The organism is Haladaptatus pallidirubidus, assembly GCF_020700235.1.
Taxonomy (GTDB): domain Archaea; phylum Halobacteriota; class Halobacteria; order Halobacteriales; family Haladaptataceae; genus Haladaptatus; species Haladaptatus pallidirubidus.
The window spans coordinates 104,388-117,588 of record NZ_CP085305.1 but is presented as its reverse complement, the minus strand read 5'-3'; the positions used below and the strand labels follow the sequence as shown (position 1 = coordinate 117,588).

The 13,201-nt window shown below is 51.8% G+C and carries 15 protein-coding genes and 2 pseudogenes; 12 read left to right on the top strand and 5 right to left on the bottom strand.

The window, feature by feature from the left end; translation table 11 throughout:
• Positions 1-72: 72 nt before the first annotated feature.
• Complete coding sequence (locus LIX15_RS27510) at positions 73-1,083, top strand: amidohydrolase family protein (RefSeq protein ID WP_227778418.1); 1,011 nt, start codon at positions 73-75, stop codon at positions 1,081-1,083.
• A 986-nt stretch (positions 1,084-2,069) separates the two neighbouring features.
• On the opposite strand, the gene LIX15_RS27505 is transcribed toward LIX15_RS27510, so the two are convergent.
• Positions 2,070-2,576, bottom strand: coding sequence for a DUF6788 family protein (locus LIX15_RS27505; RefSeq protein ID WP_227778417.1), 507 nt, complete (start codon positions 2,574-2,576; stop codon positions 2,070-2,072).
• A gap of 276 nt (positions 2,577-2,852) precedes the next feature.
• Here LIX15_RS27505 and LIX15_RS27500 point away from each other — a divergent pair, with 276 nt between their 5' ends.
• From LIX15_RS27500 to LIX15_RS27490, 3 genes and pseudogenes are all read left to right on the top strand, one after another.
• A complete protein-coding gene (locus tag LIX15_RS27500) occupies positions 2,853-3,260 on the top strand; it encodes a PPC domain-containing DNA-binding protein (protein WP_227778416.1) in 408 nt (135 codons plus the stop codon).
• 388 nt (positions 3,261-3,648) lie between these two features.
• Positions 3,649-3,936: pseudogene (locus LIX15_RS27495) on the top strand (FAD-dependent oxidoreductase); the annotation flags it as partial.
• Between the two features lie 138 nt (positions 3,937-4,074).
• A pseudogene (locus LIX15_RS27490) lies at positions 4,075-4,325 on the top strand (glutathione S-transferase N-terminal domain-containing protein); the annotation flags it as partial.
• 264 nt (positions 4,326-4,589) lie between these two features.
• On the opposite strand, the gene LIX15_RS27485 reads toward LIX15_RS27490, so the two are convergent.
• A complete protein-coding gene (locus LIX15_RS27485; protein WP_227778415.1) occupies positions 4,590-5,216 on the bottom strand; it encodes a helix-turn-helix domain-containing protein in 627 nt (208 codons plus the stop codon).
• 116 nt (positions 5,217-5,332) lie between these two features.
• Here LIX15_RS27485 and LIX15_RS27480 point away from each other — a divergent pair, with 116 nt between their 5' ends.
• Positions 5,333-5,701 (top strand): DoxX family protein, encoded by a 369-nt coding sequence (locus LIX15_RS27480; protein WP_227778414.1) that lies wholly within the window; start codon positions 5,333-5,335, stop codon positions 5,699-5,701.
• A 376-nt stretch (positions 5,702-6,077) separates the two neighbouring features.
• Here LIX15_RS27480 and LIX15_RS27475 read toward each other — a convergent pair whose 3' ends face one another.
• Positions 6,078-6,278: a hypothetical protein gene (locus LIX15_RS27475; protein WP_227778413.1), complete on the bottom strand. Its 201-nt coding sequence runs from the start codon at positions 6,276-6,278 to the stop codon at positions 6,078-6,080.
• Between LIX15_RS27475 and LIX15_RS34060 the strand changes: the two genes are divergently transcribed.
• From LIX15_RS34060 to LIX15_RS27455, 5 genes are all read left to right on the top strand, one after another.
• Positions 6,207-6,404 carry a hypothetical protein gene (locus LIX15_RS34060; protein WP_486327122.1) on the top strand — a complete coding sequence of 66 codons (198 nt, stop codon included), beginning with the start codon at positions 6,207-6,209 and terminating at the stop codon, positions 6,402-6,404. The genes LIX15_RS27475 and LIX15_RS34060 overlap by 72 nt on opposite strands.
• The gene (locus LIX15_RS27470; protein ID WP_227778412.1) at positions 6,404-6,676 is read left to right on the top strand and encodes a hypothetical protein; all 273 of its coding nucleotides are present in this window, start codon (positions 6,404-6,406) and stop codon (positions 6,674-6,676) included. The genes LIX15_RS34060 and LIX15_RS27470 overlap by 1 nt, the downstream gene beginning before the upstream one ends.
• On the top strand, positions 6,654-7,256 hold the full coding sequence (locus LIX15_RS27465) for a DUF8128 domain-containing protein (protein WP_486327123.1): 603 nt from the start codon (positions 6,654-6,656) through the stop codon (positions 7,254-7,256). Before LIX15_RS27470 ends, LIX15_RS27465 begins: the two co-directional genes overlap by 23 nt.
• Positions 7,256-8,413: a type IV secretory system conjugative DNA transfer family protein gene (locus LIX15_RS27460; RefSeq protein WP_227778410.1), complete on the top strand. Its 1,158-nt coding sequence runs from the start codon at positions 7,256-7,258 to the stop codon at positions 8,411-8,413. The genes LIX15_RS27465 and LIX15_RS27460 overlap by 1 nt, the downstream gene beginning before the upstream one ends.
• Positions 8,414-8,481: 68 nt before the next feature.
• On the top strand, positions 8,482-8,649 hold the full coding sequence (locus LIX15_RS27455) for a BBE domain-containing protein (RefSeq protein WP_227778409.1): 168 nt from the start codon (positions 8,482-8,484) through the stop codon (positions 8,647-8,649).
• Between the two features lie 136 nt (positions 8,650-8,785).
• Here LIX15_RS27455 and LIX15_RS27450 read toward each other — a convergent pair whose 3' ends face one another.
• Complete coding sequence (locus LIX15_RS27450) at positions 8,786-9,175, bottom strand: hypothetical protein (protein WP_227778408.1); 390 nt, start codon at positions 9,173-9,175, stop codon at positions 8,786-8,788.
• A 783-nt stretch (positions 9,176-9,958) separates the two neighbouring features.
• On the opposite strand from LIX15_RS27450, the gene LIX15_RS27445 reads away from it, so the two are divergent.
• Entirely contained in the window at positions 9,959-10,957 is a 999-nt protein-coding gene (locus LIX15_RS27445; RefSeq protein WP_227778407.1) for a phosphotransferase family protein, read from the top strand.
• Between the two features lie 132 nt (positions 10,958-11,089).
• Complete coding sequence (locus tag LIX15_RS27440; RefSeq protein WP_227778406.1) at positions 11,090-12,097, top strand: thermonuclease family protein; 1,008 nt, start codon at positions 11,090-11,092, stop codon at positions 12,095-12,097.
• A 6-nt stretch (positions 12,098-12,103) separates the two neighbouring features.
• Here the strand turns inward: LIX15_RS27440 and LIX15_RS27435 are convergent, their stop codons facing one another.
• Positions 12,104-12,370, bottom strand: coding sequence for a hypothetical protein (locus LIX15_RS27435; protein WP_227778405.1), 267 nt, complete (start codon positions 12,368-12,370; stop codon positions 12,104-12,106).
• Between the last annotated feature and the right edge of the window lie 831 nt (positions 12,371-13,201).

The following is a 13,201-nucleotide window of genomic DNA, read 5'->3' as shown; positions in this document are numbered from 1 at the left end:
GAACGGCAGTCCGATGGTTGGTTTGAACACCCCCGCGATACCTTTATCACGGCGCGAAAGGTGACCATTTCTATGAGGATTGATGTCCACAACCACCTCTTACCGGAGCCATACGTCGATCTCCTCCTAGAATGGGACACGCCCGTCGGTCTGGAATCCAAAGGCGATCGGCTATACATGATCCACCAGCGCTCTGGCACGGTCAGCGTGGCCGAGGGCAACCAGATTCCCGTAAACGAGGGATTCACTGATGTAGATGCCAGATTTGAGTGGATGAACCAATATGATGTTGAGCGGACTTTGGTGTCCGTATCCACCCCGAATCCGATTGACGAAGCGTTCACTCCCGAGCAATCGACGGAGTTAATTCGAACCATCAACGATGGCTTTGCTGACCTACAGTCACAGCACCCCGACCGCATTGCTGGCCTCGGGATGCTTCCGCTCCGAGAGCCAGAGGAAGCAGTCACCGAAGTCGACCGGATCGTCGACGACCTGAACCTCCATGGCATCGCACTCCCCACATCGGTTAATGGGCGAAAGCTGTCCAGGTCGGAGTTGGTGCCCGTCTTTGACCGCATCGATGACACTAGACTGACAGCCTTCGTCCACCCTCACGGAAATGTCCTCAGTGACGAACTTGGCGCCGACGAATCATTTTTCAACCCACTGATTGTTTTCCCCACAGAGACAACATTCCAGATCGCTCGATTGATCTACGACGGTTTCTTCGACGACCACGACTTTGACGTCGTCCTCTCACACATGGGCGGTGCCCTCCTCCAGTTAGTTGGCCGACTTGAGCAGGGCCGCGACGAGATAGACGACCCAGCGTCGCGGCCCGATAGACCGATCCGTGAGTACCTCAGGGGGTTCTACTACGACTGCATATCCTTCCACCGTCCCGCGCTCGCTGCCGACCTTGACACCGTCGGAATCGACCAATTCGTGTTCGGAACCGACTTCCCGTTCGACGAGGAGGACACCCAAGTCATCGTCTCCGATGTCGAGGCGACCGTTGAGTCCGAGGCTGACTTGGAACGGCTCATGTACTCGAATGCTGCCGAACTCTTCGACATATGATCTGGACATGATGTTTCTATTCCCGAAGTTTCTTCGTTCTGCCTTTTAAGTGTCCTGTCCTCGGCTGCTTTCGCGACTTGCTACCCGGGCAACGCTCTATCGAATAGCCCTCGCCAAGGGCGATGTTTTATTCTGGTAGATGATAACGTATGGACATGAAACGACGAATTCATGTCGAAGAGAGTGGTACCATTCCTGAAGACACGATTGTGTTTCACTACGACGAACTTTATGCCGATCTCAAACACAGTTTCTAACGTTGATAGAACGCACTTCGTTAGGAGGATGTTCGCTGTCAGAGTGCGATACCGCCGACGAATTCTACGTGAAGTTCACCGACTACTACCGGCTTACCTGCCGGTAACCGATTTCCAATTAGTGACCGTTCCAGTAAGATATCCATCGGCAAGCACATTGCAGGCGGTTCGAAGCGAATTTCTCTGATCCGTCATCAATCTTGTTCTATAACTCCCGGATGAGTCCCACGTCTATGTTCAGACCGCTTCACCAGCGAACGATAGGCCGAGTTACTTGGTGGTGTGATAAGTGCAAAATCTGCATCACGAACCAAAGATTAACTTCGATTCCCTCAGCTAGGGATACGGGTCGAAAGTAACAAACTGCTCTGTAGGGCAGTCAGATAATCACTCATTCGTACTTCCGAACTTTCTTTAACGTGCATTTGTAGTTGCCAGCTACGTCGCGAAGAGCCTCAAGGCATTGGAACACATCAACGTTTGCTGTTCGTGATTTTGTACGAATAAAGTGTCGTACGCACCACAATTAAGCGGCCGACCAGTCTCAGTCATTGTCATCTGTTTCCTTTTTTGTATGAGACGAGAATATTCCAGCCTCGGTGCGTTTATACGCTGTCTCCTCACTTTAACCTACAGTATTGTTCAAAACCAGTGGTGTTGGTTAACCAGTGGTATCTCTCCTACTATGACTAGTAGTGTGACGTTGCCCTTCCAACTAGTCGTCAATCGTTATTTTGGACTCACAGGAGCGAGATATTCTGATCTAATCCGGTCGCCTTCTCGCCATTGGAAGTAGTAATACTCGTTATCGTTGATTGTCTTCCTCACGATTGATGCTTTCGCGGGAACTCCTTTTTCGAAAATCGTGCTCCAGTCTGCGATATCTTCGGGAATTCCTTTTGCATGTGCTTTGGCGGCGAGTTCCTCGGCTGTCGCCTGTTCAATCTGATGAGTGTTGGCAGCTGCTGTGCGCTCAGCCTCCGCTCGCGCGGCGCGATAGACGCGGAGTTCTTGGGCATAGTGCGCGATAGCCTGCAATGTTTCACTGTCTTGTTTTTGGAGCCCTTCGACGAGGTATTTCGGTAGTAGATCAGAAGGTTGGGGCTTCGTTGGTTCTGACATCAGTGTTGTATTTCTTAACCAACAATATAGATCCGGTATAATATAGTTATGTTGGTTAACCAGTTCAGATAGCCATGTTTTCAAGTAGCAGAGAAGCAGAATGGCGACTGCCATACCAATTTTATACATTATATGTTGAATATATAATTATACAAAGAGTTATATCTATTGGTAAAAACGGAACGCTGTGGCGAACTGAGCCATCAGCATGTTCGGTTAACACTGTCATCCAACATAGTAAGTTGCGTCGTTGCACCCGACGTGGTTCATGGACACACCGAGCATGACTACACCATATAATTGATGTATCCTCAGAAGTTGAAGATTAATTAGGAACGTCATTATAGAGAATGTTAAGTGAAAAGCAACCGTAGTAGCGCACATAGAATCATGGAGTATGTAGACGAAGAGAATCAGTACATTGTTCGACTCGATCCAGGAGACCAAGTGCTCGATTCTCTTGACCAACTTAGAGAAACAGCATCTATTGAGAGTGCCTTCTTTACGGGGATTGGAGCCGTCGACGAGGTAACACTCGGACACTATGATGTCGAGCGTCAGCAGTACCACGAAGAGACATTCGAAGGCGAGTTTGAGGTAACCAATTTCACCGGAAATATTGGACCAGACAAAATCCATGCGCACATCCAATTAGGCAAGCGTAATTTCGAATCGATTGGCGGCCACTGTAGTGGTGCTCGCGTCTCAGGCACCTTTGAACTCATTGTTCAGAAGGGTGAAACGCTGTTACGGCATCAGCTTGACGAACGAACTGGACTCGACGTGTTTGATTTCTAACTCTCCTGGGTTCCAATTGTTCAAGATGTTTTGTCAGAAACAGAGAGACAGATTATAGAGTGATCACTTGAAGATCACATATTGGTCGAAATTAAAAACGTATGTTGACTACTTCGCCGTCACAATATCAATTTTTGGGCGTGCTCTGAAACTCGGGAAATGCAAATTATTGATAATTTTTAAGTTCTTATTCTTTCTCCTGGCGAATAGGTGACAATTTCCCAAGCCTTCTTAGGATTCTAAGTGGAAGTGGATTCGAGTAGGTTGCCGCCCTCAAGGAAGCATGAAATTTGTCCCTGCCAGCAATAGCTTCGTTTCCGATCAAGCCACTGATTTGAAACAAATAGCAACAACGAATCCACTGTAGTTAGAATAATATACTAACAAAAATCAGACTATCACTGCGTCATCGCTATCCGGATATTACCCAAGTGCCGCGGAGACAACTGTCACGTTAACAGTCGATAGAAGGATACACCAGCTGCTCGGTGGCAGTATCGTCGGTACTGACCGCGCTGCAATCCACACCGATACGCTTGCCACTGCATTAGATACTGGCCAGACAATATCGGAATTGGAGCGATTAGACCTCTCATATGCCCCGCCGTTTAGCCCCGTTTGGGATCCGGTCTTAGTCGCTGCAAAAGTGCTTCATGGGTCGCTTGAAACAACGTAAGGTTGGCAATTGTAGTGGCTACCACTGACGATTGTGACAATCAAATATCCTCGATCTCTAGGTTCACGATCACCTATGTAAGCTGGTGGCAACAAAGCGCTCACCTGTCTCTTGCCCTAATTGTGTACTGAGATATCCATGAGTAACTCAGGTATCACCGACGACCCGTCGATTACGTTGAATCGGCTTTCAGGCCTGTCCGTTGTGTGAGCGCGTCGTCCGCGTCCTCAATGAGTACGATCTCAACGACCAATCGCGGTTTGTCGAGGCGGTACATTCCGAGCGCAATGCCGTTAAGCGTCTTAGTGGCAAGTATCATGCCAGCTATTATCGACGAGAACACCGGGGTCACGATGTCTGAGAGCGCCAATATCGTCGAGTATCTCGAAACACCTCCGCGAACGGAGCGTAAGAGAATGGATCTGGATTTCGATGTCGTTGAACTCGGGGACGCGGAAATCCTTGTTCGCCACGGTGAGCGCTTCGGAGGCCGGTTTCGAGGCCGTGAAGGTGGGAAATTTCGCGGAGGTGCTGTAGGCAGCCAGGTTAGATACAATCGCTTGGATTGGCGAGAAATCATTTGATGCCAAGTTATTATGGTTAAAGATTGACTTCACTCTCGGCTCCCTCGATTTGTCTATCTCTGCAGTCGCCTATGAGATGAACTTCTTGATAATTCGGCCTTCACCCCGATGTAGAATGCCACTAGCCGCTGATTGATTGACCCCGAATGTTTCTGCAAGCTCGATGAGCGTACAGTCACGGGGACTGTCGTAGTAGCCACGTTCAACCGCTTCAGTAATGAATTCCCGTTGGCGCTCGGTCAGGAGTCCGCTCGCCTCGTATGATTGAGTGAACGACATGATTTCATAGGGGATGTCAGCCGCCGCTAACTCGGTAGTGAATTCTGACAACTGCTCCTGTGAGCCGATTAGTTCACTCGATAACCACCCGTCTCGGATGATAAGGGGAAATTGCGGAAGGTTCCCCGTCGCGCGCCTCGCTTCATACGATGATGGCATCGGAAATACCAACTGGATCAGTACCATCTCCTCGTCGGAATGGAGCACTTCGTAGGAGTGCACCTCCGGTGCGTCGTCGAACCGGCGAACGATGGTGTCCCTGTCCGGTGTTGTTACTTCGACTATTTCGAGCACACCATCGTCTGTGGGAGTGCTCGCCAGGATCTTGAACCCGGCATCCGAGAAGTCGGTCGAGACGCCAGCCAGCCAATTGTCGTCGTCTGCTCCAATCTTGGTTTTCAGGCGTACACGAGGCATAGCACGCTAGAGTTGGCTGGTGAGTGGCTTAACAGACTCGTAGGGTGGTTTAAAAAGGTGAATCTATTCACGCGTGAATCTGTGGTCTCGCCCAGCGTAGCAAGTAGAGAACATCTATGAGCACAATTGAAACGGCTATCCCCATCGTGCAAGGGCTACTCGGACTCATTATGGTGGGTGCGGGCAGCGCGAAGATAATCGGCATTGACATCGCGAAAAAGGATTTCGAGCGGTACGGCTATCCAGAGTGGTTCCGATTCGTTACCGGTGGCATCGAAGCTGTTGGGGGTCTCGGGTTGCTCGTCGGTCTCGTGTTCGCTCCAATTCTCGCTGTTTTCGGCGGAATGTTAATTATCGCCACGATGATCGGGGCCATCCTGACGCATCTCTTCCGGGTTGACGATCCACTCTGGAGATCAGTCGGGCCAGCGATCTACCTCATAGCTGGACTCTTCGTCACGAGTTTCCCGCTACTCTCACTCTAGACATAAGAAGTACGAGCAGTAGCTACTCCCTGTTTACAGGTAGCGCCTCAGGGTAATCGGCGCGGCAACACCCCAGTATCGAGATGTAAATGTCGCGCAGGATGACATCGACCTCATGCCGCCTAAAATCGTAAGCGGAAGTGAAAACAGCCACCCCCACGCCCTCCGGTAAGCTTGTGTCGTCTGCTCGAACTACTCACCTTCTTCAGAACGGCGATTCCCCGATCATTTCCCCCTGATTGTGATCGGAACAATCAAGATTGCGAGCTCGTAATCGGTCACCGCCGGCTAGTAGCATATACTAACGTTCCGACCGCTCTATTTTATCGACTCTCAGTCGCAACTCGAATCTATGAGTGAATCTGTCATGACACGCCTATCGGTTCAGGATCGGGTGATCGACACCGAAGAAGACAATTGCAGACTGGGTATTTTCGACTGATGAAGAGACGAAGACGACCGTCTCAGCGACTCCGACGTCCAGGCAATCCCCGCGTTGCAAGAGGTGGTCGAGACTTACCGTGACGAACTTCCACGAGAGTTCGAACAGCGGGACACGAGTATTCACCAGTACCATATTCTGGTTGAAGTGAGCCAACTGGAACTACCCTCTTTCGGGACCTCTACCGCGACCCGAAGCGCGGAACCCTGCCGACCTACAGCTTCAGTCTCCTCTACGAGGAGCACTCTGTGCGGGTGCTGATGAGTTCACCCGAACCCGAACGCATTCGCGGCCACGTCTCCGGCACGTATCCAAATCCGACCGTGAACGACGTCGATCCAGCCGACGCGTTCCCGACAATGTACGACGGTGAATACGTTGCTGAAATTCGGTTTGATCTCGAAGAGGACTGTTGCTTCCGCTTCGACGTCGAGGATCGAAGGTCGATTCCATCTCTGGGGACCGTACACGTCGCTCTTGCCGAAAGTTATCGCGAACGATGGCGAGCGCATGATCGTGAAAGTGACGTTTGAGCCGGTCAATGATATGAGGTTCCGACGCGGGAAAGTTGGCAGCACGAGCGACGAGGTGGCCGATGCAATGCAAGATGGCCGTCTTGTCGGCGAGATCAACCCGCACGTTGTGGAGTCCAAACGCGACCGCCACATTGCGACCGACATCCAGAATCAGCGGGGCCGATCCGCATTCTACGCGAGTTTGCGTGTGATTGCGGTTGGTCCGACTGCGAAGGCTGCCGAGACGCGTGCCCAGTCTATTGTCGAGTTCTTCACGACGACATTCAGCCATCCCGATGGTCAATCGCTCGTCCCGACACCCCTCACATCAAGTGATACGATGCAGAATGCCATCGAGGTCACGTCCACTCGTCATCTCTGGTTGCGTGGCCAGCAGCCGGGCCCTGCGCGAAGTTGGTTGACGGTCACGCAAAGTGTGTTGACAGACCAAGAGTTGGCGGTGCTGGCGCATATTCCCTCCCAAAACGATGTTCACGCGCCAGATTTGGACTGGAATCGGATGCAGTCGGGAACGGATGCGCCCGCCGATTCAACCCAACACGTCCCCGATATGGACCGGCAGGACGGTGAGTGGTGATGTTCGACGCAATTCGCAACACCCTCTCGCTTGGCGGCCAACAATCCGAGGCTGACGACGAAAGCGAGGACAGCGACGAGTGGTTGTATGAGTACCAGCAGGACGACGTAGAGATGGTCGAGGGTCAACCGATGATCGCTCGCGATGACGAGCAGGATGAACTGTTCGCGGGCCCGCTCTCACGAAGCATGATGGAGGGGCCACGGACGAATCCGGAGCAGCCATTGTTCGTTGGGGTTGGCACTCGTCGCGGGCGACATGCAGGCATCGAGCAGGAGGATTTGCTCAAGCACACGGTGCTGTTGGGACCGACCGGCTACGGCAAGTCCACACTGATGGACAATATGATTCGGTCGCAAGTTGAGGCAGACTTCCCGGTCGTCTTTATCAAGCCAAAGGGCGACGACAGCCCAAAGCTCATCGACATTCTGCCTGAACATCGCATCGAGAACGATGCTCTCGTCTGGTTAGAGCCGGGGGGAAATTGGACTGCTACTGTGGGGCTGAATATCCTCGATTCGGGGGTTGGTTCTGCCGACCCGATGTTTGATACGGCAGTCGAAAATCTGGTCGAAGACCTCACGAAGATGATCGGGATCGACGAGTATTGGGGGCCGCGCATGGACGGAATTACGAAGACGATGGTTCGGGCAACCGCCCGCCTCGACTACGAGTTCACCCTGCTCGACCTCGCCGATATCATCGAAGAGCGCAAAATCCTCGTCGTGCGGATGGGACCAGAACGCGACGAATTGAAACAGATGGTGAGTATGGCGATTATCCGTCGTTTGTGGTCGCACGTTCGGGCACGCGCCGAAATGCGGGAGATCGACTGCATTCCCTGCAATCTCTTCATTGACGAGTTCGACTATGTCGCCCACCAGGACAGTGCGTTGCCGACCATGCTCTCGAAAGCCCGGTCGCTTGGGCTTGGCTTCGGTGACAGTAGCGACGACACTACAACCACAACCACCGGGCCACAGCCACAGACAGAATCCCCAGCAACGACTACAGCGCCGGTAACGACCAGTACGACCCGCACGACAACAGCAACCCAGACGACCAGCACGGCAACTCAAGCAACAACAGTGCCAACACGGTGGATCCATCCGCGACCGCCTTCCCGCATAGAGATGCGGCGTTTTCGTTTACGGTAGCACCCAAATGGACGGATCCCGGACGGGATGACGAACTCATCTCGTGGGCCCGAGAGTTCCACGAGGCCATGAGTCCCTATGCTGCTGACGGCGTCTACGTGAACTACCTCGACGACGAGGAAGACAGAGTCCGGACAGCTTACGGCGAGCGGTATGAACGGTTGGTCGATCTCAAGAACGAGTGGGATCCCGCGAACCTTTTCCGCATGAACCAGGACATCAAGCTGACTGTTTGAACTGCGCCGCGCTCATTCTCATTTGTGTCCCAACGGTACGTTTCCACAGTCGAACACCGATCATGACTCGACTCGATCCCCGCCGAAGGAGGATCGCTCGTCCACCAGTCGGCTGCTGAATACTTCCTCAACGAATTCAGTCTGCCGTGACGTGGTCGAATCCCTCGTGGAAGTCGTGTATCGAAACACGTCCGGTTCCCAAGGTCGTCGCCTTCTCACGTAACCGCTGGACAATTTCCTCACCAGGGTCACCATACACGTCAATCGATTCGAGCTCGATGAACTCACCGATCGGGGAGAATTTGGGGCCAGCAACGTCCATGTGATATTCCAGCGTTGCTGGATCGTCGTGCATGTGGACGACCGTCATTTGTTCCCCATCGCTGCTGGAGTAGACGTCGTACGACAGGATGTCTGGCTCGTTGGCTTCGACGAAGTCGGCCAGCTCTGCCATGTCCGGCTTGAGCTCGTCCAGTTTCCCATCATGCACCGATGATTGGTCAACGTAGAGGATGAGATCAGTCATTCTGGCACCACCGGCGGGATACGATCCGTGGATCGGTGCGTGTCATGTGTAACCACCGATCAGGTTTCGACAGGCTAACTAATAATTCCACCTGCACGCAGTGATCGCTATGCGTGCGGCAGATGGTCAGCAGGATGAGTTTAGCAAGGAACCGTGAGGACGTGCGATGATGCGACAGGGAAAAGTACTGTTGGAGTTTAATCGGGATGAAATACAAGTAATGCGACCAGGGTTCAGCATGGCCGTTCTATCAGCACTGGATACGTACCCACTGTTAGCTACATCATCTGTAGATCCCGCTCTGCTGCATTCAGCCTCTTTATTTAGCACACCATTCTAGTCACGCTCTAAGAGCTTCAGCAGAACCATGTTGGCTAGTATAGTATACTAGCCTATGTTAGTACCTGTACCAACCAGAAACGAACAAATGAAAGAGTGAAGGAGAGCCGAAAGCGTCAGCAGGAGTCAGTGAGATTCAGCAATGAATTACACGGTTATCATGGATATTGTATAATGGATCTTCGCTGGTTGGTACCAACCGTAGATCTCGTTGGCATGTGTGTCCTCCAAGACGATTGCAAGCTCACTGTCGAGCGTATCGAACAGGGGCATCTCGGGAGGACTCGCCGTAAGCAGTTGCCAGCCAAGGCGGAAGCAATGATACAGGGAACAGAATAGTCAAAATTATTACTTCCGATCGGTGCGGACAGATCGTCTCAAGGAAACTCACCTTTATACAGATCTAGGTGTCTGGGATAGTTACTGGAGTGCAAAAACACAGATATGCTCTCACAGACAACGATCACCGAACTCGTACATGGAGTCTATCCCCAGTGGACTGTTACAGCAGTAGACGCTGTCGATCAAGGCCTTAATCAGATATATATCCTCCAAATTACTGCTGACGAACAAGTCCCGCAGCAAATCGATCGCGACGAATTTCCCGTCATTCTAAAATACTGTACTACGACAGATCCAGATATTTTCCGACAAGAGCCACAGATACTCACTCAAATCGCTTCGGCCACTGATATCCCGGTTCCACAAATATTTGGAACCGGGAGCACTATCGACGAAACACCGTTCTTTCTCATGGAGTACTGCGATGGTGAAAACTACGAAGGAAATATGACCACTCTCTCATCAGACATTCAATACCATCTCGCACATACAGCTGGTCAACATCTCGCAGAGTTACATCAAAGTTGGAAATTTTCTCATTTTGGAACGATAATCGCTGACAGAGATATGCTTTCAGTCAAAGAAAACGACCGAGGTTGGCCAGAGTATTTCTCCACGCTCGTAGAACATCCACTCGCTTCTCTTGAGAACGAAGAGCCATTTGCCGATCTTGTGCCGGAACTTCGAAGAACACTCACCAACTCAATCAAGAGTCTCGCTGGGAATTTTCAAGCTAAATTTGCGCATAATGACTATCGACTTGGAAATTTCCTTATCGAACCGGAAACGGGCCGCATCCGAACTGTCCTTGATTGGGAAAGTGCAATCGCAGCACCACCGGAATACGATCTCGTCAAAACGGAACAGCTCCTCTGTAATTACGGATCACACGATTCAGAATTTCGCACTCGAATCCGGAACGGACTCCAAGACGGGTATACCCGTAATTCGACATGGCCAACTCGGTTAGAAAAGCAGCGAGATGTGTATTTGTTAGGGACACGTCTACCTGCGATGCAGTGGATGACTCAGTGGTATACAGGAAGTGAACGCAACACTGCCGAGACTCGACATCGACAGGCATTGGCCAACCTTCTCTGAAGTGAAGACATGAATATTAATATAATATGTTAGTTTGCGCTAGCATCTGTACCGTTTGAAAACGTCCGAATGAAAGAATGGGAAGGCCGATACCGTCAGTGGGGTGGCCATCAGATTTGGCGAGAAATTCCGTTGCCCACACATCAGGGCGTGGTGGGTGCAGATCGCCCATTTCAAGCACTTCGTCGGGAGTGGCGACCCGATACCCGCACGGACTTAGGTAGACCCGCGACGGGCCAGCCGCCGTCATCATCCCAACAAGCCGCTGACAGCGCGGACAGCGGTATTCGTGCCTCATTCGGTGGCCTCCTCGACGCGGAGCGATCCGCCGCAATCGCCGCAACTGTACCTCTCAAGATGTTTGACTACTTTCGAGCGTTCGGCGCATTTCCTGTCGCTCGCTATCGAGCATCATCCGGCAGTCACAACGTTAAAATAAATACAGCAACCACCACTAGTATGCATCGCGCCCTCCCCTTTCTCGGCCTTACCCTACTCATCATCCTCGCCGGCTGTTTCGGTGGGCTCGGCCTCGGTGGCAGTGACGAGACTTCAACGACAACGACGACTCCGACGAGCATAGCGACAGAGACACACTCACAGACGGCCCCAGTCGCTAGCACGACAACCACACCGACAGAAGCGACTAGGGCAACCACAACGACGACGGAAACTCGGTCGGAAACACGGACACAGACGACATCTCTGCGGCAATCGACAACAGCAGACATTGGTACCCCTGAGGACAGCGAGCGCTTCCAAGCGCGTATACTCAAGATCATCGATCCGACGACGCTCAAGATCAAGCACGGTGAAACTATCCAAATTGTCAAGTTGATCGGCGTGAACGTTCCCGAGGATGGTACGACTCAACAGCAGGCTATCCGCGATGCAAACTCACAATTCAATCAGCAACTTGTGACAGTCGTCTCTGATCCCTTAGTGAGTGCAACAGAGAACGGCCATCTGCAAGCATATGTTTACATCGGCAACACCATGGTGAACACGGAATTGATTCGCCGCGGCTACGCTCGCGTACCAGACATGCAGTTCAGCAAACGCCAGGAGTTCATGCGCAAACAGCAGCAGGCTAAACAACACGGCTACGGTCGCTGGAACACAACCACGACAACTGCCTAACCCCTCTCATTCAACCCAATATTCTGCATCGAGTACCAATCGATAGCGCGGATGAGCCCAGTCAAAATACTCCTTGCCAAGCTGTTGCACTGATTCGAGCACCTGCCCTTCCGTCCGCCGATGGTCGATCTGCCGACACCCATTCCCATCTAGACTATCATGCTCGATCGGTGTTCGGGTGATCGAATTCATCAGCCGATTGTAGGTAAGAACCGCTGTTGCCCCCTCAGTGAGGCCGATCAGCAGCCATGTATCCTTGTCATTTTCGAGCACCCGCGTCGAAGCCGCTCAGCGTTAATCTCGTCTCATGTCTTGTCCAACACGATAGCAAGCTCACTCTGGAGCGCATCGAACAGAGCCGTCTCACGAAGCATATGCAGTCACTTCGCTAGATCGTACCGTAAACAATCGCCAGCCAGACCGGAAGTGAATACGTCGAGATTAGTATAGTATAATTAGTTACAGTCGAGGATGCCGTCCTGTCGGAGGCAACCCCAGTCACGAGAGCAACGGACAACACAGCCGGGATGACGAAGGACACCACAGACACGGAGGGCGTTACGACAGCGTAACGCCCTCCCACGGACGGGCGTAACACCACCGCCTCACAGTGTCCGCGGTGATGAGGAACGGACACAAATTGCGTCCGTTCTGATGCGTAATTATCGGTCGACTACTGTGGGATGTAACGAATTCTTCTTTTCTCCTCGGGTGTTCGAGATGAAAGAATATCTCGTTGTGCATTACATTATCCGTTCGGTGTGCGTTACGACAGTGTAACGCGAGAGCTGTTCACCGAGTATGAGTATGATGGGTACGAGTTTAGAAGAAAACAGCTGTAGAGACTCAAAAACACTGAGATAACTCGATTTGCTATACCTGTTGGGCAACAAATCACGTTCACATGAATGGACAGCCAAATTATCCTTGAGCCTCAACGACCAGTATAATGACTCGGTACGGTGAGCAAAACGACGGAATGCTTAGGGAAGAGCTAAGCGAGAAACGAGCAACGGTGCGATGAATAACCTTCCTGGGTAACCAGGGAGGCGGTGAATTCGTTCACAGCTCCCGATAGATTACATCTATAGAGAACTCAGACCG